Consider the following 26,561-nt stretch of genomic DNA (forward strand, 5'->3'; position numbering starts at 1 on the left):
CACTCCCCTCGGATCTGCCACCCAGCAACTACGGCAAGTCCTCCGGGCATGACCTTGCAGCCTCTGCTGGCCGGTGCGTGGCGCAGTCCGAGGTTTTGAGGCCGGCAGTGCGGATTTGATTGGTGCAGCCGTTGGAATGCCCTCGTCAGCTAGTCGTCAACTAAGCGCCCTATGTTGAACAGCCGTGCTAACTTGAGCTCGGTTGCGAAACATAGGAGTACGAATCGTCATGTATGGTCGAATTGGTGGCTCATCCGATAGTTACCGCGCGCATAATGCCGGCGAGCAATCGGATGCAGGAAGCGAAGGGTTCGCGGACACATTTGCCCGAATGCACTTATCCGGATCGGAAGGTAGCGGCGCCTCATCATCGGCGGCTCCCCAAGCATACTCCCTCAATTCCCGACCTCCTGTGGTGGAGATCAACAGGACTTCCTTCAGGAGACAGGTGAGGCAATTTCATGGTGATGAAATCACGCACATCGCCGACAATCCTCAAGAGTATTCGGAGTTCGTATCGTCACGAGCCAGGCGCACCGCGGACGTTGCTCAGCAATATGGCATCCGTCGAGATACGGAGCACGCGCGATATTTCAGTTACCAATTGGGAGACCGGAGTGCCGGACTGCTGAGAATGGAAGGCGGATTCAGCATGAACGAGTTCGAATCGGAAAGTTGGCGGGAACAATTTCCTGGTCGAACTGAGGTCACTTCCATAGTGGATCTTCAAGTCGCCCATCCGCTCGTCGAAAATGCGGGCGATATTCTGCTGGAGCATCAACTTCGGATAGACGGCGACCGACCGTTGCTGAATTGGCGTGCGGCTAATCCGGAAGCACAAGCGCGCGCGCAGACGATGGGGTTTGTTGAAGTGGATCATGGCGACCTGGTGCTTGACCCTACGCAGCATCCCGACAAATGGACGAAGAACAGTGCCGGTGAGTGGCAGCGTGCAGGCAAACCTCCACTCTATCTCCACAAAACCGAGGATAGCGACAGCAGCGATAGCGGGTCCGACGACGATTTCATGTGATTTGTCGACCCGCCGCCGAGCCTTGCAACTGGTGACGGTTGCAAGGCTGTTGGCAGTGAATGCTAATTGTCCGGCGACAGCCCCGCCTTAGCGCCAGCGCCGCCGAGCAATCCAGCCCATCTCCCAGACAATAAACTGCGGATGCGCATCGTGGGTGCTTGCGAGCGGATTGTATTCGGGCCGGAACTCCGCCTCTTGGAACCGAGCTCTCCCGAATCCAATTTTCTCCACCACACCGTTGGGTCGTTGCGATGCGCCGATCCCGATCGGATCGGCTATGCCTGCTCCGCGCTCGCAGGAAGACCTTCCGCCTCGATCTTGGCGGCGCGATCTCGGCGATAAGTTGGATGGGAGGCAAGATACGCCGCCACGTCAACAGCCGGTAACGCGACATCGCAAATCGGCCCTGACGGTAGCCGATCGACTCCAATCGCCGGACCGCAACTCGCGCAGCGGCATTCGCGGTTTGGCCAGGAGAAATGCTCGCTGACTCACAGCGTGGCCGGCCGCATTCTGAGTGCCCTGTCATGCAGCCTGCGCCGACGGGAGCTCGGCACGCGAATGGCGTGGTTGGCGGCCAAGCCCTGAGGTCAACAAGGACTTACAGAAAGCGGGGGTGAGTTTGCCGCGATGAATTATGACCTTCTCGCGACCGGACCTAGCATCGGCTTCCTCTCGCTCTCGATTGTAGCCGCGCTGTTCGTTGGATTTCACGTGGCAAGCGGTGAATTCGGAATCAGCCAGCCCTTCCAAGTTTCTGGCCATGACGGGGCGACTCGTGTGGATGTGCACCCACATCGGGCTCGGCATCGCACCATTGACCAGCATCTTGGGCTGCAGCTTCATCTCAAACAGCTTTCCTGGCTCGCCACGCAGCGCGACCGGTGCCTCCGGCGGCATCAATTCGTCGGCATTGCACAAATGTTCCAGGTATTTTTGCGCCGGAAATGCGTAGGTCTTCATGCAATCAGTCGTAATGCCGGCTTTTCCTTCATTCAATGCGTTGGCCTGTCCCAGCACCATGTTCAGCAACCCTTTGAGCTGGTCTGTGCGTTCGTGCACTTTGGGTAGCTGGGTGGAGGTGAGTAGCAGGCGTACATTACGCCCCTGCAACCCGGCGAGACAGGTTTGCATCTCAATGGCCTGGGCTCGCAGGTACTGGGCCACATCGTCCACGACCTTACCGGCCTCCTCAGGCTTCATCTGGCGCACTTGGGAGACGACGCTTTGCTGACCGGCCAGATCGAACTGCAAAAGTTCGTCCAATCGTTTGAGCCGCTCCGTCAATACCTCCATTGACAACGCGGCGCCCCCGATTGTCGAGCCTGCCCCCGACGAACTCGCAGCCACCTCTTGCGCTCTCACCTGTGTACTCGCAACTTGATCCGAGCGCGCGAGAACCTTGGCTGCTGGCACTGTGCCGGCGTTCGCAGCGACTGGTGTTGATGGCTGCCCGGCGGCAGAAGTCCCGGCGCGAGCTGCCGACTTATGCTTTGACTTCCCTTTCCTTCGCGCTGTAGTGCCTTCTGACACTGCAGCCGTACCAGCAGTGCCAGCCGGTATCGCAGCGCCTGCCCTGGCCGGCATCGCAGCGCCCGCCTGGGCCTGTGGCGCCATGATGGCTGACGGCGGAGACTGCAGGTTCAACAAGTGCATGGCATCGTGCGCAGTGATCCATGCATCGTCCACGATCCGTTCGAACAGTTTCAATGGGAGGCCGGCATCTGGGTAGGTATGGCTTAGCTTGGTATGCACCTCGTGCAACGCCAATCCAAAATCCGAAAGCCGCTCCATGATTTTTTCTACAACCGCGCAATCATGAGCGTTGAGTGTTTTGCCATCATCCATTATGCCCTTCGCCAAAGAGAGGGCGCGAAGAGCTTCTTGAGCGGCGCTTGCCATCAGCTGCACCACTCCATTTCGACCGACGAGGAGTTCCTTCAAATCTGGCTCGAACCTGCTCGCCCGCAGTTCAATCTTGGCCCGCGCAAGACCGATCCGCTCACGGACCAGCCAGATCCTGACACTCAGTACCGAGCCGGCACGCAGCCGCAGTGCGCACCGCTCGGCTTCCCGCATCACGGGCGTTCCACTGGATAGGCTAGCGGTGGCAGCGCAGGCGGATCGCTGCCGTTCGGAGCGCCATGCCTTTTTTTCCCACCACTTAATTGCCGCCGTATGGTGGTTCTCCACATTTAAAATCAACAGCTCCTGCCGGTCCGCCTGGGAGTAGGAGTAGAGTTTATCGACCATACCTGCCGCTTTCTTGGTCTTTTTGTCCAATTTCGTGATCGTCGACAGGCCAAGTTTGTCTACTTCATTCGCGGCGTCGCACACGATCTGGCAACATCTACGCACCTTGTCGTCTGGCATAATTGTCTGCGCCTCAGCCGCAGGCAGGCTAGCGCGGTACTCCAGAATTGCTGAGGCTGCATCGACGACCCGACTGATCAGCTCCACCGCCTCCTCGGGGACGTCGGTTTTCCTGGCCGCAGCCTCGCAATCAGTCAGTTGTTGAACAAGACTGTTCATTCTGAGCTGTGTCGGACTGATATCTTCATTTGACGATGAGCTGGTGCCTTCCACCTGCGCGGTTGATAGTTGGCTACCGACCGGCGCCATGGCTTCGCCCTCAGACATGGAGGGAGAACCGCGCCGCCTTGCGGCTGCGCCACGTGGCGCTACGGTTCCGCGTGGTGGCGCAGCGGCTCCACGTCGCGGTGTGTTCAGGATTTGATCTTCGCCAATCGAGGCGCCTGGCAGACTTTCGCGGGCATCGCCTGGACCGCGCGCAACTGGAAGGGAGGAGGGCCTCCTATCGGCGTCCCCAGAGCGCATCTGCTCCACAACGGAATCGAATGACTGTCCACCTTCTCCCGCAGCAAGACTTGATTGCGAAAGGGAACTGCTCGCCCGCCCCGCGCGGCTGGCTCCAGTTTCAGCCTGCGATTTCCGTGGTCGGCCAATGCCCTTCATATTGCGTCTCCGTAGTAGGCGAGAATGTGCTGCTATTGTGCTGGCGGCTGACGAGACCAGCGGCATCTTTCGGTTAACGTCACGGTCAGCCAGACCCGCGACGGCGTAATGTTCCCGCCAAAGTGCTTCTCAGTAGCAGGCCAAGATTGGCCCGAGCTCACAGGACTTTCGCAACGTTGCCATCGATGTCCTGAGATTATCAGCGCTTCAGTCCGCCGATTTCCAGGAACAGCGAATGAAATCAGACCAACTCGGCTAGCTCCCCTTCCTAGACACGTGCCTGACGATTTTATTGATGCGTCACTCCTCTCGTTCGCCACCGACAAAGTCACACATTTGCTTCAGAGAAGCGTGTGCGTTGCGTATCACGCGGACCATTTCGATCTATAGTTACAAAAAGTGTCGAGACGGGACCTTTGGATCCGAAGGTCAGGCACGGCCGGCCTAGATAGACCGCTTGGCTGACGATTAGCTGACGATGGGAGTTCTCACGAACAGGGCAAGAAAATCCGACCGCTTCAAGCTTTCGATATGGTGAGAAGAGGATCCGCACCGGCCTCCCAAAGCCGGCAGACCATCCCATGTTCGTACGGTCGCCGACCTTCTCGAAGCCAATGAGCTCACCGCGCCGGGCCGTGATGTGCAGGCGAGAGAATGGTGATGCAAAGACCGAGTTCCTGCTCGTTGCGTGCGCCCGTGGAGCCAGCAAGAATACGGTCATTGCGGTCATGCAGCACGTGGACCGTGTCTCCTGTTCGACACCACAGCATCGAGGATGCAAACGAGCTGCTGCGGCTGCCATTCGGTCGCGGCATGCGTGGACGGCGGGATTGGCCGAACAGCCGAGATCGTGGTCGACTGTTCGATGCGAGAGCAACATCCTGCAGAGCATACGTTTTTGCGCTGGCCGGTTTTTGTCAAAAGCCGTCAGGTTCTCGAAAGCTCCCGCCCTTAGCTTGATCGAGGCTAACCTTTAACACGTCGCCGCCAATGGCAAATGCCGGAGTACCTGATGATAGCAGCAATTGGGAGTGGAGTTGGCAACCTCGGGACTTCCTTGATCCGAAAGGGCCATGGGGATTCGAAATCCGAGCATTCTGGTGATGGCAAGCCGGCTGATGGCAATGATGGCAAGCCAGCTGGTGGGAATGATGGCAAGGCAGCTGGCGGGAACGATCGGGCGGATAACCGGACCGTTTCAAATGATCAACTTCAAGACAACTCACAGTCTGCAGCACAAAGTGAAGCCTTCCAAAGTATCCTGCGATCGTTCGCGTTCCAATTCGCGAACGATGCGATGGCTGAGGCCGATGAAGCTTTGGATGACACAGAAGATGCCTGACGCGGGAAATCCGGCGTGAGGTCATACAGGCCGTTATTGACGGCACAACTCCAACAGAAAAAGGAATGATCATGGCTGCAGTTGATAATAATAAAAAATCAGGCAATACCAATACCAGTAGCGCCGGCAATACCGATAAAACTAACAGTGGCACTCCCGGCAATACAAGCGGAGCTGATGCTACTGCTTTTCAGGCGCAAGTGCAGGAACTAACCAATGTTAGCTTGGAGGCGACGAAAAGGAGTGTCCAGTTGCGCACTCTAACGACCAATCTCCAGACCATCAAGAAGGCCGCCGACGAACGCGTTTCGTAATGTCGGAAGCGGGTTTTAGACTGCCCCCTAGCGCGTCTCCTTATTGACGCGACGTAGTCCCGAAATGAGCCGCATGGCAATTGCCATGCGGCTTCTATCCTGTTTGAGAGATGCTCTGTGGATGACGCCGTTTCCCTCCGTTTCGAAGTGCGTTCGGGGCACTATTGCGGTCTGACCGGCAAGACGGATCTTCAAAAGTGTTTAATCGGCAGCGGCTTCGATGCCGATTTGGTCTTTGTCGAGCAGGGACTGGCACCGCATCACCTTCGTGTAACTCTTCTTGGCAAGTCGATCGAACTGGAGGCGCTTGCACCCGGACTCAGTATCGAGGGCAACCGGAATATCGCCGCAGGCCAGTCCGTTGTTGTGCCCCTTCCTGTCGTCCTGCTCGTAGGCGAGATGTCCATTGCTTTGTCCGTGCAGGATGCAGAGCCGCCTGGTTCGACCGGCATACCGCGCCTACCGATCGGTGTGCTCGCCATGGTCATAATCAGCTCACTCGGGATCGGCGCGCTTTCAGGCACGATCTCCTATCTTGGCAATGCAAGTGGATCGAGCCCCAATTCACTTCGGGCTGAAGTCGCGTCCAGAACGATCAGTCACCGCGCTGACAATGAACTTACGGAGGCAGCGGCCCAAGAGCTGCAGGAGGAAGTCGATCGAGCGGGTCTTCTCGACGTCAAGATTGGGTCGGCAAAGGGTGTTGTGACCGCCGAAGGCACCGTCACGTCTGAATCGGTCATCAGCTGGCAGAAGCTTCAGCAATCGTTCGATCGTCGCACCAAGGGTACTCTAACACTGGTGAACGGAGTGCTCATCAAAGAGGAGAAGGCGCCATCCGCAATCGCGGTCGAAGCTGTGTGGCATGGGGTCCAACCATATATTGTCATCGACAGCGAGAAGTATTTTGTCGGCGCCATTTTGGCTGATGGATGGGTGGTCGAACGTATTGAGGACAGCCGTGTGCTGCTGAGCAGGAATGGCCGCATTGCTGCTCTCCAATATTGAAAGCTCGCAGGCCCCATCAAGCAGCACTCTATGGCCAGCCAAACATCCTGTCGCGCTCGGTGCTGACAAGCTGGCTGCGTTGGAAACATTTGCTGCCCAGCCATTTCGCGCCTGCTTGTGGCTCTCATGCAGGGTCACGCGCTGGCCAAGGCTGAGGCGCCTTCGGAGTTCGAAAGCCACGTTTCATGGCGTAACAGCAGAGTAAGTCTCAACCGATTGCAAAGGTGTCTCGATGGCCAACGTCCTGCGTGACTTCATCAAGCGTGCGCCGGCCAGCCCGGATTTAATGGTTGCGTTGATGCTGCTTCTGGCTGTCGCGATGATGGTCATGCCTATCCCGGTCGTGGTGGTCGACGCCCTGATAGGATTCAATATGGGGTTGGCCATACTGCTGATGATGGTTGCCCTGTATGTCAGTACTCCACTTGATTTTTCCTCTTTGCCCGGCGTTATTTTGATTTCCACTGTATTCCGTCTCGCGCTCACGGTCGCAACGACGCGACTGATCCTGGCCGAGGGGGAGGCCGGCAGCATTATTCATACTTTTGGCGATTTCGTCATTTCAGGCAATATCGTGGTGGGTTTCGTCATATTTCTGGTCGTCACCATGGTGCAATTCATGGTCCTCGCGAAGGGTGCCGAACGGGTGGCAGAAGTGGCGGCGCGTTTCACGCTGGATGCTCTGCCGGGCAAGCAAATGGCGGTCGACGCAGAGCTACGCAACGGCCACATCGATGCCAACGAATCCCGCCGGCGGCGCGCCGAATTGGAGAAGGAAAGCCAACTCTATGGCGCGATGGACGGCGCGATGAAATTTGTGAAGGGCGATTCCATCGCCGGGCTGGTGGTTATCTGCATCAACATGCTGGGTGGAATTTCGATCGGCCTGCTCTCCAAGGGCATGTCCTTCGGCGAGGTACTGCATCACTACACTCTGCTGACGATAGGCGATGCATTGATATCGCAGATTCCGGCCCTTCTGCTCTCCATTACTGCGGCGACCATCGTCACCCGTGTGACTGGGACGGCGAGGATCAACCTCGGTACAGAAATGGTCAGTCAGCTCACGGCCAGCACTCGAGCCTTGCGACTGGCGGCCGGCGTCCTGGTTGTAATGGGGTTCGTTCCTGGGTTTCCCCTCCCCGTCTTTCTGATGCTGGCCGCAGTGTTCGCTGCGGTAAGCATTGTCAAGGCTGATGTGCTGGGCGCCGGCACTGCCGATGCGAAAGGTGGAACTGCAGCGGAGCCTAAGCAAGCCGCGCCTGCGAAGGAATTCCCGATCGCATTTTTTCTAGCGCCAGATCTTATGCAGGCGGTCGATCAAGCCGAATTGCAAAAACATATTGGGCGCGTTTCGCTCCTGGTCACAGCCGATCTGGGCATTATCGTTCCTCGCATCCCTGTCTTGGTTGACGAGCAGCTGCCTGAATCGCAATTCCGAATTGATGTCGAGGGCGTGCCAGTCGAACAGGACGCCTTAGATCCAAACCAGATGGCGCTCCGAGCCGATGTAGCGCACGTCGACTCGAGCGGTGTCCCCCTTAGACGTGAGCCGAAAACGGACACACTCCCGGTTGAACATACCCCTGCAAAGGCCCTTACGGGCGCCGGCACGGAGCATAGGGCTCCCGGCGAACTCCTCGCCTTGCGCGTCCATGCAGCGTTGACCCGCTACGCACCGCGATTGGTGGGCATCCAAGAGACCCGACATTTCCTGGGCCGAATGGAGCAGGAATATTCTGAGCTTGTGAAAGAGGTGCTACGCACGACGCCGATTCCTCGGATTGCCGATGTTCTGCGCCGCCTCCTGGAGGAAGGTATCCCAATCCGCCACACCCGTCTCGTGTTGGAGGCATTGGCCGAATGGAGCGAGCGTGAGCAGAACGTTGCCCTGCTGACGGAATATGTCCGTTCTGGTTTGAAGCGACAGATCTGCCACCGCCATGCCAACACGGAGGGCATCGTGTCCGCCCTGGTCGTCGAGCGCGAGAGCGAGGATGTGATGCGTGGCGCGGTTCGAGATTCGGATGCAGGCCCCTATCTCGCACTGGAGGATCGGCAAAGCGAAGCGATGCTATCACAGATACGTCAGGTCCTTTCGAACGCAGAACCGGGTCAAACCCGCCCTATTCTGTTGACGTCGATGGATGTCCGACGTTTCGTCCGCGGCTTTCTGACGCGAAACGGGGTTGATCTCGCCGTGCTGTCTTATCAAGACCTCGCCTCCGACTTTACAATTCGCCCCGCAGGATCCGTCACACTCCCGCACGGATCGAACAGCGGATTGTTAGAGTAGTCCCACCTTTCCTAACTGAACGCCACGCGCCTCCCCGATAACTGAGAGATAACATGAATAGTAATACAGTTTCTCCATCGCCTATGTTTCTGCGCCGGAACTCACTTCTTTTTGCCGTACTCGCCATTCTGCCTTTGGGCGGTTGCGCCAGCTGGCAAAAGCCGGCTCTTTCCGTGCAGGAGACATCTTCCCCCGAGTTGCTCAGCGCCGATCAAATCGATCCGGCTATGCGCGAACGCATTTTGCGCGAAGTTGGTCAGGATGTTCAAGAGCGGGCTTTGCGGGATGAGGTGAAGCAGCACCCGGACAATGTTGATGCGGCGATACGACTTACAAATGCCTTGGTGGGCCAGAAGCGCCCGCACGAAGCGGTTGAGGTGCTCGACAGCGTCTTGGTTGCAGCCCCAGGAAACGTACGTGCATTGAATGCGAAGGGCGTGATTTTGGACATTGAGGGGCGGCATGACGCGGCACAGGCCCTGTATCGGCGAGCTCTCGAAAACGAGCCAGGCAATCAGATGGTGCAGCATAACTTCAATCTGTCGCTTGCCTTTAACGGCAAGTCCAAACAACCAAGGTTAGCACGATCGCAATAGGTGGGCACAGTGCATGCGCAGCCTGTTCCCCGGCTCGAACACGCGCTCGGCTCCCATCATAGATGGCCCCCTGAAGAGAGCCATATCTATGCAAAACAGTTGCTCCAGATCTGGCCGGCAGAGATCGGCAGGAGAGCCGGATGACATCACGCGGCCACCCGCAAGGCCACCCGCCTCGCTTCGTTGCCAGAGCGCCCTCTCCCTCGCCGGTCACCGTCTCGCAATGCGGCGACCTGGCTTAAGGCGGTCGACCGAGCGCCCGATGCAGTAGCCATGAATACGTAACGCAGCGATGGACCCGCCGGATCGTGTCGCGCTTGTGCTGGCCGTCCCTGCCATTACAGCACGGTGATTGTAGCTGGATCCTATTCTAGAGGCATCGATGGTGTGGATGCCTTCGATCCAAACAATCGATTTGTTGAATTCGTCCGCCTGAGGAAATTAGCTGCGGCGATCCGACTTCCGACGCCTGCAGGCGCAAAACCAACAGCGTGAGCGCTGCGGGTCCGGAGGCAGGCTGCAAAGTGCAATCACCAGCGCTGATAAGCGGCAAGTGAAGAATGTATCGCTCGGGCGACTCCTGTGTTGTGCACGGTTGCCCCGCGAGGTGAACTGTAGCAGCTTGGCAGCTCAGCGTTCACGAAAGGAGAAAAGATTTGGGGCCAAGCAAAGACCGGCTTTTTTGATTGTCTTGCTGTATCGCTATGGTGGGGCGGGCGCGACCGCTCCCATAATTCAATACGCTGCCTTTAGCGATGGACGATGACGGGATGCGTCGCCGAGACTTCAATGGTGGAGGAGCAGCGCACCCGTCGATCCATTTGCTTTCAGCGGCAACCGCCACTATGAAGCGACACTTCGCCCAACTGTGTTTCAAGCTGCCCGGAGAAGTTTATGACAGAAGAACCCCACAAGACCGACATCCTCATCGAGCTCACTGCCGATGTTGTATCAGCCTACGTCTCCAACAACCCCGTCCCGGCGGGGGAGCTTCCTGCCCTGATCGCCCAAGTGCACGGGGCTCTAAACGGCACGGCTGGACTCATACCGGCAGAAGAGCCTGTGCCTGTAAAAAAACCTGCTGTCCCGATCAAAAAGTCGATCGAACCGGACTACATCATTAGCCTTGAAGACGGCAAGAAATTCAAATCGCTAAAGCGCCATCTGGCGACGCACTATGGTCTGACCCCAGACGAATATCGCGCCAAATGGGGTCTGCCGTCGGATTATCCCATGGTGGCGCCGAATTACGCCGCTGCGCGCTCCGCCTTGGCCAAGACCATGGGACTCGGCCGCAAACCGAAAGAGCCGGAAGCCCCAGCCACGGCGCCGGCGAAACGGACCCGCAAGAAGGTCGCAGCCTAAATCCGTATCAACAGTCGTTCGGACGCGCAGCAGCCGTTGGCCCAATCTGCGCGGAATCAAAGGGCGGGGATGAGCCCCGCCTTTCCCGTCCAAGAGCCTCATTTCCAGAGTAATTCATGATGGCTCCAGCAATCCCTGCCGCGGCATTAACTTGCATGCTCCGGCCCGGGTTTCGAGCCGTCAATGCGTTCCGGCGATGACGAACCTTGCCAAGGCTTTCCCGGACCGTTAGCCAGCCTTGCTGAGGCTGCCTGCAGAGGACTTTCCCGTGCGGCGATCCTGTTCCACCTCGTAGTTGATCTTCTGGCCCTCATTAAGGGTCGACAGGCCCGCTCGTTCAACAGCGGAAATGTGGACAAAGACATCCTGACCGCCGTTGTCAGGCTGAATAAAACCAAAACCCTTCGTGCTGTTGAACCACTTCACCGTTCCAGTCGCCATATCCATTCCTTTGTAATAAGTCGCAACTTAGGCAGGCCATTCACGCCAGCCTGATTTGTACACGAGACTTTAGGCGCATCAAAATCGGAAAATTGCAAGGCCCACTCGATCGCCTGATCTCCAGCAGCAACTGCAACATATGCGAGGCGCGTGCCAGACGAGGCGTATGCCAGACGTTTCGTCGTGCGCTGTCGCTCGAACGTTGACAGAAACAATGACACACCTTGCAAACTCGGCACATCTTGTGGACGTGCTCGGGTCGCTTCTCGACTGCGATACCCGCTCCTGACCGGGTATCGTCGGCCAAAATGAGGGTTTTTGTCATGTGCCGCCAGACCGAAAGATCAGGCGCGCAGCGACCTGCACATTCAAACCGGAACCCGCGAACCTCGATTAGCTTCTGCCTGCTCCGAAGGGCGGTAGCCTGCTCTGAGGCGGGCCACTGTCGGGTTGAAAACCAACTGTCGGGTTCGGAACCCCAGATTGTCGGCAAGGTACGCGCCGCCCACTGGTTGGCCAAAGGGCACTGGCTCCTGATCCTGCCGCCATGCTCGCCCGATCTCAACCCGATCAAGACAGGTCTGCTCAAAACTCAAGGCGCGGCTGCGGAAGAAGGCGGCCAAAACTTTCGACGCTCTCTGCGGAACTCTCGGCGATATCTGCCAGCTGCTGGAGCCAAATCAAAAACCATTAATTGCGACAGGTGATTTTATGACATTCATTGCGAAGAGGCCAGAATGAACAGCGGAAGAGAGTAGCAGCTCTCTGGTCGCGGCGAGGTGGATCGTCGACACGATCGGCACCTGGCCCGTGCGGGGATCGCACCGCAGCCAGCACCAGAGCCAGACCTTGACCGCTTGCCTTGCTCAGGCGCCACAACAACGAGTGGCTGGAAGCAGATCCACGTGAACTCAGCGATATCGATCAGACGATGCTTACCCTCATGAAAGCCGATCCCGACGCTGTCCAGCGCCGCGAAATCCTGACCAGCATATGGCGCATCGGATGCCACCGCCTGCACACTCACCATCGACATGCCGGAACTCGGAACCAAAGGCCGCAAGCCTCGCCGGCCTCGGCAAAATGGAGCGGCCGCGCCTGGGCGGCCGGGCCAATGTTCGCCAGGCCCTCTACATGCCCGGCCCTTCGCCCTGCGCTTCAACCCCGACCTCAAGGCAAAATACCAGGCGCTAAAGGCGGCAGGCAAACCCGCAAAGGTCATCATCTTGTTGCGAAAGCTCCTCATCCTAGCAAACGCTCTCCTCAAGGCGCAGCGAAAATGGCCCCTAAAACCCTTGACCGAAACGGATACCTTAGCCTTTCAGGTGAGGCGGGCCGAGATAGACCAACCGCGGGTTTAACTTCGCGAGTTTAAGCTGATTATGCCGATGCAACTCTAGCGCCTGCGCGACCGTTTTAGCTTCCATCAACAAGGCGGCAGGGTGGGAGGAAGTACCCTCCCCTGCCGCGAACAAGCTTTGGACAAAGCCCCACCTTGTCCGTAATGTGATCGGGAGGCCGGGGCGCGGCGGTGCTCAGCGGATGTGACGCGCGAGATCTGCGACCCTACCCATCAGCACTTCCATCGGTCCTCGCTGGAAGACGCGCAGCCAAAGCACCGCAAAAGTGCTGATAACCACAACGAAGCCAAAGAGCGTGGACAGGCTCTCGTCTTTGAAAATGTTTATCTTCATAAGATAGGCTATTCCCGCAATGTGCAGCACATAGGCCGTCAAAGACATCGAGCCGACTGCGATTATTGGCCAGACCAGCTTTCGCAGACGCGGGAGCGCATCCACAGCGAGCATGCAAGCCGCCAAGATGATCATTGCGCAACCGGTGCTGCCCACGATCGAAAGCGTCGTTTCGCTATGAGGTGCGGCTATCCATGACGACTTGACTATAAATGACGACTTGGAAGGCTCAAAAGCGCCGTCAACGTCAGACCACCACAAGGAGGTTTCAGTCAAAGCGCGGGAACTCAGCGCGAGCAAGGATCCCCCATGGCCCAACACGGCCAGCGCGACCCCCGCCAGACCAAGGCGCCAATGCGCTGCTAGCGTATTAAGATTAAGGCGCGCGATGGCCATGCCAGCGATGAGGAAAGGAACCCAGGTCACCGCGGGATAGTAGCCGTTGACCATGAGGTTGAAGACCGGGTCGAGGAGGTTGGGGGCAACCGACAGAAGGGAGGAACGGACTTGCGGGAGAACTAATGCCGTAGCGGCAGCGATCAAGCCCAGCTGATATGCGCTGAGCCGATGGAGCGGCAATACCAACAAGAAGCAAATTCCGTAGTATTCTAGGATGACTTCGACCTGGGTACCGAGGCAGCCCAGGATTGAGCCAAGCGCGAGCAAAACAAGGGCACGAATTGCGACTCTGGCGATGGCCTGTCTACCGGCTATCCCCGACTTCGGCGCCTTGCGACCTGTAATCAGGAGGATTGAAAAACCGGCCAATACGGCAAACAGGGCCGACGGCCGCCCATGGGTTAGTTCCATCAGAAACCCGACTAGTCCTCCTTCGCCGGGGTCGGGACCGAGATGGGCGGCATACATCCCGAAGACAGCCAGGCCCCGAGCGAGGTCGATGCCGACCAGCCGATCTACTACCGACCCATTCCTAGCGTCGGCAACCGGTGCCTTCATTACCATGGTAGATTCCCTTGCTGGGTGTGTGGATCGCGGGAGCCGCGATAGGAGAGCCGGTCGGCTGCTGCCGTCGCCTCGTGAAAGGGTTCAAAACATCGCGCCATCTGGCGCATCGAGCCGGCGACAGAGCTGTTCAGCCATTAGCCTGGGGTAAGAACAACAGATCGGCTCACAAAGCCTGTGTCACGGACCTGAAAAGTGGTGTCGCGGAACCGTCGTTTTTTGCATGATGGCTAAGCCGAGAGATCCACTGCACCGACGAGAGACTCAGCGACGTTAGATATCCGATCAGTACGCCGCGGCTCCGCCGGTGACGATCACCCCGGGTGTCAAGGCCAGGGCGTAAACCTGCCATAATCTGTGGTAGTGCGCCCGCGACCAATCCGTTCGACAAAGCTCGGCGCATGGTCGAGCCAATCATATTCTTCCATGTGGCTGTTGCCTGAAAAACCGAAGACGCCGTTCGCTGGTCCAGCTGTTCCAGACCTCGGCCTGCGTCGGTCATTAGAACCGGCGCGCCTGTTTCCCAAATCAATTTGCTGATGCAGCCGCCGGGGGTCACATTGAGCAAAAGTGCCGAGGTCAGGACGGGTTTCATAGGGGCTCTTCGTTTGGCTTTGTTAACGACCCCTTTCTTGCAAGTTGTAGCTGACAGCAGCCTGAAAGCTCCCCAAATAATTCGCTGCCGCCGGTTCAGCCTATTGTCAGCTTCGACCAATAAGATGGGAGCCTTGCCCTCATACCGGAGCTCGGCAGCATGATGCGAATACTGCTCACTGAAGACGATAAGGACCTTGGAAGTGCTATGCACGATCATTTGGTGGCTGGTGGCCACGCGGTCGACTGGGCCAAGAACCTGTCCGAAGCGCGCGATTATGCAGCTGTGGTCGGCTACGACCTTATTTTGCTCGACGTTCACCTGCCGGACGGCAATGGGATCGACTATCTGCGGGAGCTGATCAAGGAACTTGAATCGGCACCGGTCATCATTCTGACAGCCTGCGATCGGATTTCGCATCGCATCGAGGGCTTCAACGCTGGAGCCGACGACTATTTGGTCAAGCCGTTCGATCTGGGGGAACTCTCAGCGCGTATCCATGCAGTGGCACGTCGCCATGGGCATTTTCCGGAGCCGCAATTTTCGGTTGGGACGCTTTCCATACAGGCAGCCGAGCGACGCCTCTTCCGCGACGGGCAGGAGGTCTACCTGACTTGACGCGGATGGGCGGTGCTCGACTACCGTCTGCCCCAGCCCTGCACGGTCGTTTCAAAAGGGAAGATCGTGGACGCGCTTTTCGGCAGACGGCGCTGATTCATACTCTAAAAGAAAATTCGGCTTCCAGTTGCCTTGGCCATGACTGCCCTTCCCGAAAGATGGGTGACAGTTCATTCCGGATAGATGGGTTACACTTTCGGCCCTTTGCAAGGAGAGCAAGGTGCCTTGGAAGGAGTGTAACGTCATGGAAGAGCGGCTGAAGTTCGTCGCCCGGCTGCTGGACGGCGAGAAGATGGCGGTGCTTTGCCGGGAGTTCGATATCTCGCGCAAGACCGGCTACAAGATCCTCACGCGCTACAACGACAGCGGCCTGGAGGGGCTGACGGACCGATCGCGGCGGCCCTATCGCCACGCCAATCAGCTTCCGTTTCAAATCGAGAAGCTGATTGTGCGCCTCAAGCAAGACAAGCCGACATGGGGTGCGCCGAAGATACGCGAGCGGCTGGCCCGGCTGTATCCGGATGTGCACCGGCCCGCGATCTCGACCGTGCATGCCGTGCTCGACCGCCGGCATGGTCGAGCGCCGCAAGCGCAGGCGCAACAGGGCGACGGGGACACCACTTTCAAACGGCTGTCGCCCTAACGATCTTTGGTGTGCCGACTACAAGGGCGAGTTCGGCAGAGAACACGGCCGGGACAGGGGATCACAAACACTTGACCGTTCCAGACCCTGGCAGTGGCGCATCGATTGACCGTTGGCTCTGTTCGTGGGCACCGAAAATAGGGCCTTCTTGGTCCTCGGCAGAGAATATGGCCCGGACGGGGGATAACAAACACTTGACCGTTCCAGACTCTGGCAGTGGCGCATCGATTGACCGTCGACTCTGTTCGCGAGCGCCGAAAATACGGACGACCCCTATGGTCAAAGTGCACTTCTGACCTGCTAGGCACTGTTCGATAACTGGAGGCACCCGCTACGGTGCCCTCGTATTTAAGACACCTGTCAGTTTCAAGCCTGGACATTGACGCGTGGCGCGGCTGCCATTCGTTGACCGCCACGTCGAATTGCCCGCCAACCAGTGTACAGCCGCCGGTGGTCACATTGAGCAAAAGTGCCGAGATCAGGAGGGGTTTCATAAGGCCTCTTCGTTTGGCTTTGTTAACGACCCCTTTCTTGCAATTGTAGCTGACAGCAGCCTGAAAGCCCCCAGATATTCGCTGGCGCCGGTTCAGCCTACTGTCAGCTTCGATCAATAAGGCAGGAGCCTTGCCCTCATACCGGAGCTCGGCAGCCTGATGCGAATACTGCTCATTGAAGACGACGACGACCTTAGAAGTGCTGTGCACGATCATTTGGTGGCTGGTGGCCACGCGGTCGACTGGGCCGAGGGCCTGTCCGGAGCGCGCGGTCATGCAGCTGTGGCCGGCTACGACGTTATTTTGCTCGACGTTCACCTGCCGGACGGCAATGGCATCGACTATCTGCGGGAGCTGATCAAGGGGCTTGATACAACGCCGGTCATCATTCTGACAGCCCGCGATCGGATTTCGCACCGCATCGAGGGGCTCAACGCTGGCGCCGACGACTATTTGGTCAAGCCGTTCGATCTGGGGGAACTCTCGGCACGCATCCGTGCAGTGGCACGTCGCCAAGGGCATTTTCCGGAGCCGCAATTTTCGGTTGGGACGCTTTCCATACAGGCAGCCGAGCGACGCCTCTTCCGCGACGGGCAGGAGGTCCACCTGTCTGGACGCGAATGGGCGGTGCTCGACTGCCTTCTACGCCGGCCCGGTTCGGTCGTTTCAAAGGGGAGGATCGAGCACGCGCTTTATTCATTCAATTCGGAGTTCGAGAGCAACACAGTGGAGGTTTATGTCAGCCGGCTCCGCAAGAAGATCGGCGGGGATAGAATAGCAACCGTGCGTGGCTCCGGATACAGGCTCGTGGTCACATGACGAACTCGAACAGCATGACGAGAAAGCTGATATCGTGGTTAGGCGGGGCAACGCTCCTGGTTTGGATCGCCGCCCCAACCATTGCTGCGTTCATTTTTTGCAATAATGTAAACGAAAGTTCGGATGACTTGCTCCAGGCGAGCGCAGAGTACAGAGAACCAGAGCTGATCAAGGTCTTGAATGGAAAACACGTTGATCAATACAATAACCACTTGCCAACTTATAAAAAGTACGGGACCTATCGTGAGCAGGTTATTAATAAGTACGGGGTAGTGCTTATTTCCGAACCGGAAGAGGGTCAGCAGCCCTTCCCTGATGCTCCCCTGAGTAACGGCTTTTGGGGAAACGCTGATTACCGCGTCTACACAGAGGAGATCCAAGACGGCGTGTATCATCAGTTGGCCGAACCGCTTGATGGCCGCCGTACCACAATCGCGAAGGGCGCACTTTTTGTCTTCCTTCCGACACTCGTGCTCCTGCCCTTTAGCTTAGCTGTTTGGTGGATCGTGATCCGGCGCTCGCTGCGGCCAATCGAGGTACTGCGACAGCAGATCGGATCGCGCGACGGCGGCAATCTGTCACCAATGGACTTGGGCGATTTCCCGGCAGAGTTGGCTCCAATCGCGGCATCCGTCAATCGGCTTCTCGATCGTCTGCGGGCGGCTCTCGAGGCCGAACGCGAGTTCGCCGCAAACAGTGCGCATGAACTGCGCACGCCGATCGCAGGTTCAATCGCTCAGATGCAGAGATTAGTGGCCGAGCTTCCCAATGGGTCGGCCAAAATGCGTGCGCGCGGCATCGAGCAAGCGCTGTCGAGCCTTGGCCGCCTTGTCGAAAAAGTGCTTCAGCTCGCTCAAGCCGAATCGGGGGTTGGCATGGCGGATCACGCGATCGATCTTGTCCGATCGGTTCGGCTGGAAATCGACGACCTGAGGAAAAAGCCGCAATATGCCGGACGCCTGCATCTTAACGTCGACGGCTGCACCACTTTGATGCGCAAAGTGGATGTCGATGCGTTTGGGATCCTCCTTCGTAACCTGATCGAGAATGCGCTGATACATGGACTGCCCACTGTTCCGACAACAGTTTCCGTCCAAACTGATGGAACCATCGCTATTGCAAACGCCGGACCGGTGGTGCCCCTCCCCGACCTCGAAGGGCTTACAAAGCGATTTAGTCGTGGTGCTACTCCTGCTGCGGGCTCAGGCCTTGGTCTACATATCGCTAACATGGTTATCCAGCGGATCGGTGGCAGTCTAGAGCTTGCGTCGCCCGCCCGCGGTCGCAATGATGGTTTCGAGGCGATCATACGAATTCCTCAATGACACCGGTGAATTCGACGACAGTTGGACACAGGGCGGATTGCTGGCAAGGCTGCTGACAGGGCGAACTGTACGGCAGTATGTATACGGCGTAGAAATCGTACTTCACACAACGCATTTCGGCCGCGGCAATCAATGCCGCTATCATCGTCTGAGCAGTTCGATCGAAGCGACACGACATGATCGGCAAAATCGAAGGCTCCGCCTCACCGCTCGCTCGATTTCGCCCGGGGAGAAAAAAGGCCATCCGAGAAAGTGCAAGCCGCCGCGCAAAGGCGACGTGTCCAATTGTCTGGGTGCCCCTGTGCGCCGGCCCGATCGGGTTGGCGGGGTCCAGTAAGGACCCGGACCAACCATTCCATTTAGACGACCGGCAGGTTTTAATCGGCGTCCGGATCGCCGTCCCAAAATGCCCCAAGTATACGGCTAGAAAGGCTGCCAACGATCGAGCTTTGGTCGGAGGCGTGCTTGTCAGCGTCTTGGGTGCTTGACCGGCCTTTGCAATGGCCATCGCCATCGCAAGTATCGTGCGTGGCCAGTGAGACCGCAATTTCATCAGCCTGGAGCCGACCGTATCGGTGCTTTTTTATGATTTAGGGATTTTTCGTTTTCCTCTTGGATCATCACGGGTTTGGAGAGGATCTGGTGTTAAGTGCCATTCGGAGCGCCGGCGAACCGCCCGAAATTAATGTGGTCGAGTGATGAAGCCTCCCGAATGCGTTAAACGAGACCCTTTATGGCGGCCCTGGCTGACAACAGTCTGAAAGCTGCAAGCGGCATGCGAAAATGGGGCGATCCTGAATGACGACAGATGCTATCAACATGAAAGAGGCTCGCCCTGAAAGCTGAGCACGCTTTATGCTCAGGCTGCTGACAAGGCCAAAGCAGCGTAAGTGCGTAGTGAAATCCAAGGTCCACATGGGTCGTCGCGCGTCCCATGCGCCTGGGAAGGCGCCGGCCCGGCCAAGCTTTCCCAGCTCGTCCGCATGATGCTTCGCTGAGCGTCAATGGACGTTGGCGCGAGACCAAGGCGTCGTGCGTTGCAATCCGGACGGTCCAGGGTATCAGGAGTTTCACGGCCTCGGCCCGCTTGGCTGGCCACAGTTGAAGCTCCAACGTACCGGCTGGCACCGGGAAATTGGGCTCTGCGCTGCCTCAACGCTGATGGCACGGTCAATGCTTGCCTACCGATGGGGCCGCCCATGCCGTGATGCTGTCGGTCGACGTTCGCAAACCAGACCCTCGCGAGACCCAGCGAAGGGGCTCGCCGGTACGACGAGGGACCTTACCTCTTTATGCGCGGCATCATTAGCCTTACACGTCGTCCCTCGCGCTCGGGTCTTTGTGGGGCGGATGAAGTCCTGATCGCGGTGGCACTGCTGCATGTTTGCGTAAGACCCATCCAGTCACGATCGCGCTGTCCTTCGATGTCGCGGTGCTGATAGGCGGGCAGATCGGTGTGCGCGGCGCCCGCCAAAGGATCGTCGTCACGCCGGAGGAGGCGAGCGTCATAGCCGGCGCGCCGGCGAAAGGCGCTTTCTGTCGGATGCCCGACAATGTCGGATATCGCAAGTATCAAGGTTGGATCAAACCTTGCGAATCGGGGCTTTCTTACTTGGCACGGGGCATGCTCAGGTATCCGCAAACACCCAATGGATAACGAGCAGACTTCCCATGGCCTCACCATGCCGAAAGTTTCCCGGACGCATCCAAAGATGAGGCTCGCGTCAGGCCCAGCAACACGCTGACGGCTCATGTGGCTCGGCGTCGCGTGCCGATCCACTTTCTCCCAATAGGCGTTCGGGAGACATAGATCCTTCAAAATGAGGAACAGATCACTTTGCCAGGAACGCAGCCCATAACCCCACTCTCCCTACCAGAACTACCAAGCAAGCCCCGCACTCATGGGCTTCGCAGGACGTCCGTTGCGTCCGAGTTGGTCGGCGCGGGGCCGGCTCCGATCCCCGTCGCATGGGAGGACGGCAAGGCGAGGGATTTCGTGCTCGACAACGGCATGGAGGTGGTCGTCATTCCCAACCACCGGGCGCCGATCGTCACCCACATGGTGTGGTACAAGATCGGCAGCGCCGACGAGCCGCCGGGCAAATCCGGCATCGCCCATTTCTTCGAGCATCTGATGTTCAAGGCGACGACCAACCATGCGGGCGGCGAATTCGACCGCGCAGTGTTCGAGATCGGCGGCTCCAACAACGCCTTCACCTCCTCCGACTACACCGCCTTCTATCAGACAGTGGCGCCGTCGGCGCTCGAGCTGATGATGAGCTTCGAGGCCGACCGAATGCGAAACCTCATCCTGACCGACGATGTCGTCAAGACCGAGCGCGATGTGGTCATCGAGGAGCGCCGCTCAAGCACCGACACCAACCCGCAGGACGTTCTCCATGAGGAGATCGACGCGACGCTGTGGCAGAACCACCCCTATCGCATCCCGATCATCGGCTGGATGCAGGAGATCGAGCAGCTGAACCGCGTCGACGCCACCGTCTTCTATGAAAAGTACTACTGGCCCAACAACTCCGTGCTGATCGTGGCCGGCGATGTCGAACCGGACACGGTGCGGGCGCTGGCCGAAAAGACCTATGGCAAGGTGGCGCGCGGACCTGACCTGCCGCCGCGCATCCGGCCGGTTGAGCCCGAGCAGAACACCAGGCGCACCGTCACGCTCTCAGACGCCCGCGTCAGCGTGCCCAGTTTTTCGACGCAGTGGGTGGTGCCGTCCTACCACACCGCCAAGCCGGGCGAGGCCGAAGCGCTCGACCTGCTGGCCGAAATTCTCGGCGGCGGTAACCGCGGCCGGCTCTACCAGGCGCTCGCTGTCCAGCAAGGTATCGCTTCCAGCGCCCGCGTCTATTTCCAGGGCACTGTGCTCGACGACACCAAGTTCGCCATCTATGGCGCACCGCGCGGCGATGCCAAGCTGGCTGATCTCGAAGCGGCGGCCGCTGCCGAAGTTGCCCGCATTGCCGAGGATGGTGTCAGCAACGAGGAACTAGGCAAGGCCAAGGACCACTATTTGCTCAATATGATCTTTGCGGAAGACAACCTGGACTGGCTCGCCAGCATCTACGGCTCGACGCTGGCCACCGGCGGTACCGTGAAGGATGTCGAGGAACGGCCGAATCGCATCCGCAAGGTTACCCCCGAGCAAATCAAAGCAGTTGCCGCCCGCTATCTCGCGTTCGACCGTTCGACCACGGGCTATCTCTTGCCCAAGACGGAGAATCAAGAGATGACGCTCGGCGCTCGGCCCCATGCTGCGATGAACATCCAGGAGGTGAAGTCCGAAAAGGGCATCATCGCCTGGCTGGTGGAGGACCACACAGTGGAAATCGTCAACATCGGCTTTGCCTTCAAGGGCGGCACCAAGCAGGACCCGGTCGGGAAGGAGGGGATGGCCAAACTGATGGCCGGCCTGTTCATCGAAGGCGCTGGCCATTACGACAGCGGTGCCTTCCAGGTGAAGCTCGACCATGCCGGCGCCGAAATGAGTTTGGACGCGCAAAGCGACGACATCTACGGATCGATGTGCATGCTTTCCAAAAAGCAGGACGCGGCGTTCGGCCTGCTTCGGCTCGCGCTGAACGCGCCGCGCTTCGAGCAGGGGCCGATCGATCGCGTCCGCGCCGAGATTGTCTCCCGCATCGTCGGCAGCGAGCGAGACCCTAACGCCATCGCTCAGCGCACATGGCTGCGCGCGATCTATGGCGCGCATCCTTGTTCAAGGCCGGGAGAAGGCACAAAAGAGAGCCTCCCCGGCATCACGCCGTCCGACCTCCGCGCCTTCCACCAGGCCATTTTCGCTCGCGACGGGCTCCATATTGCCGTGGTGGGTGACATTGACGCGAACACGTTGAGGGAAAGGCTTGACCAGCTGTTTGGTGATTTGCCTGAGCAACAAACCCTCGTCCCCGTCTACGATGTCGCGCCGAAACTCGGTCAACTGGTGGAGGAGAACTACGACCTGCCGCAGACTTCGCTGACGTTGGCCTGGCCTGGCGTGAAGCCTAGCGCGCCGGATTTCTACGCGGCCGTGCTGCTGAACGACATCCTTGGCGGCTCATACTTGACTTCCCGCCTTTACGAGGAGGTACGTCAAAAACGCGGCCTTGCCTATCACGTCAGCTCTGAACTAACCCTTGACTCGCTTCTGGTTACGACAGAGACACGCTCGGACTGCGCTGCCCAAACACTGAGCATCGTGCGAGATGTGGTAAAGCAGATGGCGCAGCAAGGACCGACCGGGGCCGAGCTCAAGGCGGCGAAGAAGCACCTGATCGGCGCCTATGCCATCGACCAACTGGGCTCGACCCGCTCGATTGCAGACCGGCTCCTGGATTTGCAGATTCACAAGGCCGACGTCGACTACAACCAGCGTCGCGCCCGCAGCATCGGTCGGGTGACGCTCAAACAGGTCAAGGCGGCGGCCAAAAAGCTGCTTTCGGCCGAGCCCGCCATTTTGGTGGTCGGCCCGCCGCTGGGCGGCAAGGATGAGTAAAGAAACTCATCACACCTTCCTTCTTCATCGGGGCTTCTCGTGGGAAGAGCGTTGGAGGCCCGTGGGCCAAGCAGATCATGCAGACGCGCGGAGTCGTTTTCGCCGACCTTGCGCGGCATTGGCGGTCCGGCGGCCTCTCGCCGAAATGGCGCTCCTCAGCATGTATGCCGCCTTTTTGCAGAATTCAGTCGCACGCCACCAGCAGGCATGGTGGATGAAGCAAACATCCGACTGCTTAATCCATCAATTGATGAACCGCGGGCACTCAAACTAACGAAACTGCTGTCTTTTCATCGGGCTAGCGTGGTCTACCAGCTGCTTTGCCGAGGCCCTACGACGAACCCACTGGTGCAGAATACACACTGACGGCCCGTCGACCTGGATGTTCGCTGCGTTGAGGAGGAATCCGGTATTGCCCCTGTGCCTGCCGATGATCCGTCGCCTGAAATCCCCGCACCTGTTTGGAGCCATCGACCGCCTGCCGGCACTCGGCAGACCAGTTGGCAATAAGACGTTCGAGGTCGTCAATCCGTCGACCGGCGAAGTTTTGGCAGAGCTTCCCGATATGGGCGTGGAGGAGACACGTGCTGCGGTAGACAAGGCCTATGTTGCGCAGTCGGGATGGGCCGCGTTGACGGCCCGAGAACGTAGCGACGTTCTTTGGCGATGGCATCAGCTGATCATCGACCATGCAGGCGATCTCGCCGCGATTCTGACTGCGGAAATGGGCAAGCCGCTTGCCGAAGCCATTTCAGAGGTATCGCATGCGGCGGCGTATCTGCAATGGTATGCCGAGGAGGCCAATCGCGTCTATGGGGAGACGATCTCGGCACCCTCGACAGACCGCCGAATGCTAGTGATCAAGCAGCCCATCGGCGTTGTTGGCACGATCACGCCATGGAATTTCCCGGCCTCCATGGTGGCGCGCAAAATCTCGCCGGCCTTGGCTGCGGGCTGCACAATCGTGCTCAAGCCCGCTGAACAGACGCCGCTTGTGGCTGGCGCAATGTTCGCCCTCGCCCATCAGGCCGGCTTTCCCGATGGCGTGGTCAACCTGATCTATGCGTCCGAAGGTGATCGCGTGGGCCGTGAACTCTGCACCAATTCCAAGATTCGAAAGATCAGCTTCACCGGTTCGACGGAGGTCGGACGGCTGCTGATGCGTCAGTGCTCTGACCAGATCAAGAAGGTCAGCCTTGAACTCGGCGGCAATGCACCTTTCATCATCTTCGATGATGCCGACATTGACGGTGCTGTTGACGGTGCGGTCCAGGCGAAGTTCCGCAATGCCGGCCAGACCTGCGTTTCCGCGAACCGCATTTACGTCCAATCGAGCGTTCACGATGAGTTCGTCAAGAAATTCGTGGAAAGAATCCGGCACTTGTCGGTTGGCGACGGATTCGATGCCGGAGTGGACATCGGACCGCTCATCGACAAGCATGCTCTGGCCAAGATCGAGTCTCACATCGCAGATGCCATTGCGAAAGGCGGCACAATACGATGCGGGGGCCAGCGTATCGGCAAGAATGGCACGTTTTTCGAACCCACGGTCCTCACCGAGATTTCCAGCGTCATGGCAGTCGCGCAAGAGGAGACATTCGGGCCGCTCGCGCCGATCATTCGCTTCAACGATGCGGATCAGGTCGTGCGCGAGGCCAATGACACGATCTACGGCCTCGCCGCATACTTCTATGCCTCAAACCTGAAGCGGGTCTGGCGTGTGGCAGAGGCTCTGGAATATGGCATGGTTGGCATCAACACGGGACGCATGTCCTCGGAGGCGGCACCGTTTGGCGGGATCAAACAATCCGGCATCGGGCGGGAGGGTTCCCGTCATGGCCTCGAGGACTATCTGGAAATGAAATATCTTTGCATGGGCGGGATTTGAAACCTGCTGCACTGTCTCTCCGCCCCACCGGGGGGCGGCCTGCGGTCAATGCCGCCACCTAATTGGAAGTTCCAAACGCCGTTGACCTGAAACACGGATGCCCGGCAGGAGACTGAGCTCGCTGCCGGGCCGGACATGCCTTGGGAGGGCATAAATCAGCGCTCCTAGGGCCGATGGGCCACTCAGTTCGTGCGCCTTTTGCCGATTGCGTTGCATGTGCCGTGCCAAGCCAAAAAGCATTGATAAACCGCCGATGGATCAGCTTTTGCCCTGTTGCGCATTCTACATTGTGGGATATGCGACAATGCCCAAGCGGTTGAATCGTCGTGTTGCAGAACCCCAGACGGGTCATGACTGCTATTCTTAGGACAGTGCGCAGCAAGCCGCTACTCGCTGCACTCCAGGCACACCATTTCCATAATCAAGCGGTGGGTGCTATGTCTGACCGAGCTGTCGACCAGGGAACGGTGTGAGGCCTCAAATCCCTCCATATTGTTGCACCCGCCGGTCCAACAGGACTGCAGGTCCGGACTCAAAGGATCTTGGCTGCTATGGCGACATTGCGGTGCACGCCGCTTTCCGACCAATGATGTGCGTCCAGGTCGAGGCCGGCCCTAATGAACCACCGCCTTGGCACCCTCGCCCATCTCATTTTCGGCATCGACAAGCTAGACCAGAGCGCACTTGCAAGGCGCCATGCAGTCCTGTCGGCGGGCGAACTGTTGGTGACGGGTACAGCTGCGAGCGAACGTTCATCCACCGACGCACAGCGCGGACTGTCGCTTTTCAAATTAGGAAATCTCTGTAGCCACCATTCATGAGCGCGCGGCCACGCGAGACGGCCCGACGGATGCGGTCGCGCAGATGATCGCGAGGATCCGCCCAGTCGGCATGGACGCGCCGTTGACCGATGAGAACTTCGGCGAGCTCGCGATGTGGTGCTCCGGCGAGCGAACCGTCGAGCGCACGAAGAACGAAGGACAAACGAACGCCGCGCTTTTCCGGCGCAAACAAGCGGGGGGGCAACTGTTGCCCTAGACTGAGAGCATTGAGGCACTCCAGTCCCCTCAGTCGATGCTTTAAAAGCACCGCGGGCCAGATGGCTTGCGTATGCAGGCAAACAGGGTGGAGGATATTCGCGCCCGAGACGGCGAGCTGCAGCGCGTGGTCCGCATTGCGAAGAAGAACATGCTGGCTCTTGTCGGGCGCCAGCAGGACGATTGCACGACAGGGCAATGCCGAGAGTTCGAACGGCGGTGTCGGCGACGAGGCAGGCAACCGTTCCGCAATGACCGGCAGCACATGGACGCACCAGAGCGGACACCAGAATACGACCGAAGCGCGGCCACAAGACTCCGCGAAACAGAACACCCCAGCGTGACAGGTCGCCGGCCGACGCGACCATATCGAGAAAGGATTGGAGAGACCAAGTCTTGCAATGCTGGCGCGCAGCGGTCAGATCGCGCTGGAACGCTGGATTGCGGCGTAAGAACTCCCAAGCCCACTCCCGCAGCGTCAGGCCAGCGGTGTAGTCGTATGATCTTTCATCCCGCCAATCGGCCTGATCCGCGCCAGTCAGGAGATTCATGACTGACATCCCCTGCCCGCGCCTGCGTGCGTCGAAACATTATGCCACTT

The 26,561-nt window shown here is 58.5% G+C and carries 16 protein-coding genes and 4 pseudogenes; 16 read left to right on the top strand and 4 right to left on the bottom strand.

Features of this window, described 5'->3' with window-relative positions; translation table 11 throughout:
- Window positions 1-229: 229 nt before the first annotated feature.
- Window positions 230-1,033, top strand: a complete 804-nt coding sequence (locus EN780_RS00380) for a hypothetical protein (protein ID WP_024505378.1) — start codon at window positions 230-232, stop codon at window positions 1,031-1,033.
- Between the two features lie 525 nt (window positions 1,034-1,558).
- Here the strand turns inward: EN780_RS00380 and EN780_RS00385 are convergent.
- Window positions 1,559-3,673: a hypothetical protein gene (locus tag EN780_RS00385; protein ID WP_245454733.1), complete on the bottom strand. Its 2,115-nt coding sequence runs from the start codon at window positions 3,671-3,673 to the stop codon at window positions 1,559-1,561.
- A 1,348-nt stretch (window positions 3,674-5,021) separates the two neighbouring features.
- Here EN780_RS00385 and EN780_RS00390 point away from each other — a divergent pair.
- The 6 genes from EN780_RS00390 (at window position 5,022) to EN780_RS00415 (ending at window position 10,930) form a co-directional block, all read left to right on the top strand.
- Window positions 5,022-5,351, top strand: coding sequence for a hypothetical protein (locus tag EN780_RS00390; protein ID WP_081714433.1), 330 nt, complete (start codon window positions 5,022-5,024; stop codon window positions 5,349-5,351).
- A gap of 71 nt (window positions 5,352-5,422) precedes the next feature.
- Window positions 5,423-5,665, top strand: coding sequence for a nodulation protein NopA (locus EN780_RS40300; RefSeq protein ID WP_224570034.1), 243 nt, complete (start codon window positions 5,423-5,425; stop codon window positions 5,663-5,665).
- A 117-nt stretch (window positions 5,666-5,782) separates the two neighbouring features.
- A complete protein-coding gene (locus EN780_RS00400; protein WP_024505382.1) occupies window positions 5,783-6,673 on the top strand; it encodes a hypothetical protein in 891 nt (296 codons plus the stop codon).
- 232 nt (window positions 6,674-6,905) lie between these two features.
- Window positions 6,906-8,969: a type III secretion system export apparatus subunit SctV gene (sctV, locus tag EN780_RS00405; protein ID WP_024505383.1), complete on the top strand. Its 2,064-nt coding sequence runs from the start codon at window positions 6,906-6,908 to the stop codon at window positions 8,967-8,969.
- A gap of 53 nt (window positions 8,970-9,022) precedes the next feature.
- On the top strand, window positions 9,023-9,565 hold the full coding sequence (locus tag EN780_RS00410; protein WP_081714429.1) for a tetratricopeptide repeat protein: 543 nt from the start codon (window positions 9,023-9,025) through the stop codon (window positions 9,563-9,565).
- An 894-nt stretch (window positions 9,566-10,459) separates the two neighbouring features.
- Entirely contained in the window at window positions 10,460-10,930 is a 471-nt protein-coding gene (locus EN780_RS00415; RefSeq protein ID WP_024505385.1) for a MucR family transcriptional regulator, read from the top strand.
- Window positions 10,931-11,158: 228 nt separating this feature from the next.
- On the opposite strand, the gene EN780_RS00420 is transcribed toward EN780_RS00415, so the two are convergent.
- A complete protein-coding gene (locus EN780_RS00420) occupies window positions 11,159-11,371 on the bottom strand; it encodes a cold-shock protein (RefSeq protein ID WP_008874821.1) in 213 nt (70 codons plus the stop codon).
- A 524-nt stretch (window positions 11,372-11,895) separates the two neighbouring features.
- On the opposite strand from EN780_RS00420, the pseudogene EN780_RS40305 reads away from it, so the two are divergent.
- Window positions 11,896-12,112, top strand: a pseudogene (locus EN780_RS40305) (transposase); the annotation flags it as partial.
- 794 nt (window positions 12,113-12,906) lie between these two features.
- Here EN780_RS40305 and EN780_RS00425 read toward each other — a convergent pair.
- A complete protein-coding gene (locus EN780_RS00425) occupies window positions 12,907-14,022 on the bottom strand; it encodes a DUF418 domain-containing protein (protein WP_245454732.1) in 1,116 nt (371 codons plus the stop codon).
- 760 nt (window positions 14,023-14,782) lie between these two features.
- On the opposite strand from EN780_RS00425, the gene EN780_RS00430 reads away from it, so the two are divergent.
- From EN780_RS00430 to EN780_RS00465, 8 genes and pseudogenes are all read left to right on the top strand, one after another.
- On the top strand, window positions 14,783-15,241 hold the full coding sequence (locus EN780_RS00430; protein ID WP_224570033.1) for a response regulator transcription factor: 459 nt from the start codon (window positions 14,783-14,785) through the stop codon (window positions 15,239-15,241).
- A gap of 244 nt (window positions 15,242-15,485) precedes the next feature.
- A pseudogene (locus EN780_RS00435) lies at window positions 15,486-15,918 on the top strand (helix-turn-helix domain-containing protein); the annotation flags it as partial.
- Between the two features lie 619 nt (window positions 15,919-16,537).
- On the top strand, window positions 16,538-17,197 hold the full coding sequence (locus tag EN780_RS00440; RefSeq protein ID WP_024505389.1) for a response regulator transcription factor: 660 nt from the start codon (window positions 16,538-16,540) through the stop codon (window positions 17,195-17,197).
- The gene (locus EN780_RS00445) at window positions 17,194-18,522 is read left to right on the top strand and encodes a HAMP domain-containing sensor histidine kinase (protein ID WP_128271527.1); all 1,329 of its coding nucleotides are present in this window, start codon (window positions 17,194-17,196) and stop codon (window positions 18,520-18,522) included. Before EN780_RS00440 ends, EN780_RS00445 begins: the two co-directional genes overlap by 4 nt.
- A gap of 1,384 nt (window positions 18,523-19,906) precedes the next feature.
- The gene (locus EN780_RS00450) at window positions 19,907-20,179 is read left to right on the top strand and encodes a hypothetical protein (protein WP_024505391.1); all 273 of its coding nucleotides are present in this window, start codon (window positions 19,907-19,909) and stop codon (window positions 20,177-20,179) included.
- Window positions 20,180-20,455: 276 nt separating this feature from the next.
- Window positions 20,456-21,760: pseudogene (locus EN780_RS00455) on the top strand (pitrilysin family protein); the annotation flags it as partial.
- 549 nt (window positions 21,761-22,309) lie between these two features.
- Window positions 22,310-23,035: pseudogene (locus EN780_RS41485) on the top strand (pitrilysin family protein); the annotation flags it as partial.
- A 412-nt stretch (window positions 23,036-23,447) separates the two neighbouring features.
- Window positions 23,448-24,923 carry an NAD-dependent succinate-semialdehyde dehydrogenase gene (locus EN780_RS00465; protein WP_095486045.1) on the top strand — a complete coding sequence of 492 codons (1,476 nt, stop codon included), beginning with the start codon at window positions 23,448-23,450 and terminating at the stop codon, window positions 24,921-24,923.
- A gap of 786 nt (window positions 24,924-25,709) precedes the next feature.
- On the opposite strand, the gene EN780_RS00470 is transcribed toward EN780_RS00465, so the two are convergent.
- Window positions 25,710-26,225 carry a DUF2285 domain-containing protein gene (locus EN780_RS00470; RefSeq protein ID WP_224570032.1) on the bottom strand — a complete coding sequence of 172 codons (516 nt, stop codon included), beginning with the start codon at window positions 26,223-26,225 and terminating at the stop codon, window positions 25,710-25,712.
- Between the last annotated feature and the right edge of the window lie 336 nt (window positions 26,226-26,561).

Origin of the sequence: Mesorhizobium sp. M4B.F.Ca.ET.089.01.1.1 (assembly GCF_004022605.1) — a bacterium.
GTDB lineage: Bacteria > Pseudomonadota > Alphaproteobacteria > Rhizobiales > Rhizobiaceae > Mesorhizobium > Mesorhizobium abyssinicae.

Bases quoted from the DNA above. Each gene is read 5' to 3' on its own strand.
- EN780_RS40300 (WP_224570034.1), top strand. From the start codon at position 5,423: ATGGCTGCAGTTGATAATAATAAAAAATCAGGCAATACCAATACCAGT.
- EN780_RS00445 (WP_128271527.1), top strand. From the start codon at position 17,194: ATGACGAACTCGAACAGCATGACGAGAAAGCTGATATCGTGGTTAGGC.
- EN780_RS00440 (WP_024505389.1), top strand. From the start codon at position 16,538: ATGCGAATACTGCTCATTGAAGACGACGACGACCTTAGAAGTGCTGTG.
- sctV (WP_024505383.1), top strand. From the start codon at position 6,906: ATGGCCAACGTCCTGCGTGACTTCATCAAGCGTGCGCCGGCCAGCCCG.
- EN780_RS00390 (WP_081714433.1), top strand. From the start codon at position 5,022: ATGATAGCAGCAATTGGGAGTGGAGTTGGCAACCTCGGGACTTCCTTG.
- EN780_RS00420 (WP_008874821.1), bottom strand. From the start codon at position 11,371: ATGGCGACTGGAACGGTGAAGTGGTTCAACAGCACGAAGGGTTTTGGT.
- EN780_RS00430 (WP_224570033.1), top strand. From the start codon at position 14,783: ATGATGCGAATACTGCTCACTGAAGACGATAAGGACCTTGGAAGTGCT.
- EN780_RS00385 (WP_245454733.1), bottom strand. From the start codon at position 3,673: ATGTCTGAGGGCGAAGCCATGGCGCCGGTCGGTAGCCAACTATCAACC.
- EN780_RS00410 (WP_081714429.1), top strand. From the start codon at position 9,023: ATGAATAGTAATACAGTTTCTCCATCGCCTATGTTTCTGCGCCGGAAC.
- EN780_RS00425 (WP_245454732.1), bottom strand. From the start codon at position 14,022: ATGAAGGCACCGGTTGCCGACGCTAGGAATGGGTCGGTAGTAGATCGG.
- EN780_RS00380 (WP_024505378.1), top strand. From the start codon at position 230: ATGTATGGTCGAATTGGTGGCTCATCCGATAGTTACCGCGCGCATAAT.
- EN780_RS00415 (WP_024505385.1), top strand. From the start codon at position 10,460: ATGACAGAAGAACCCCACAAGACCGACATCCTCATCGAGCTCACTGCC.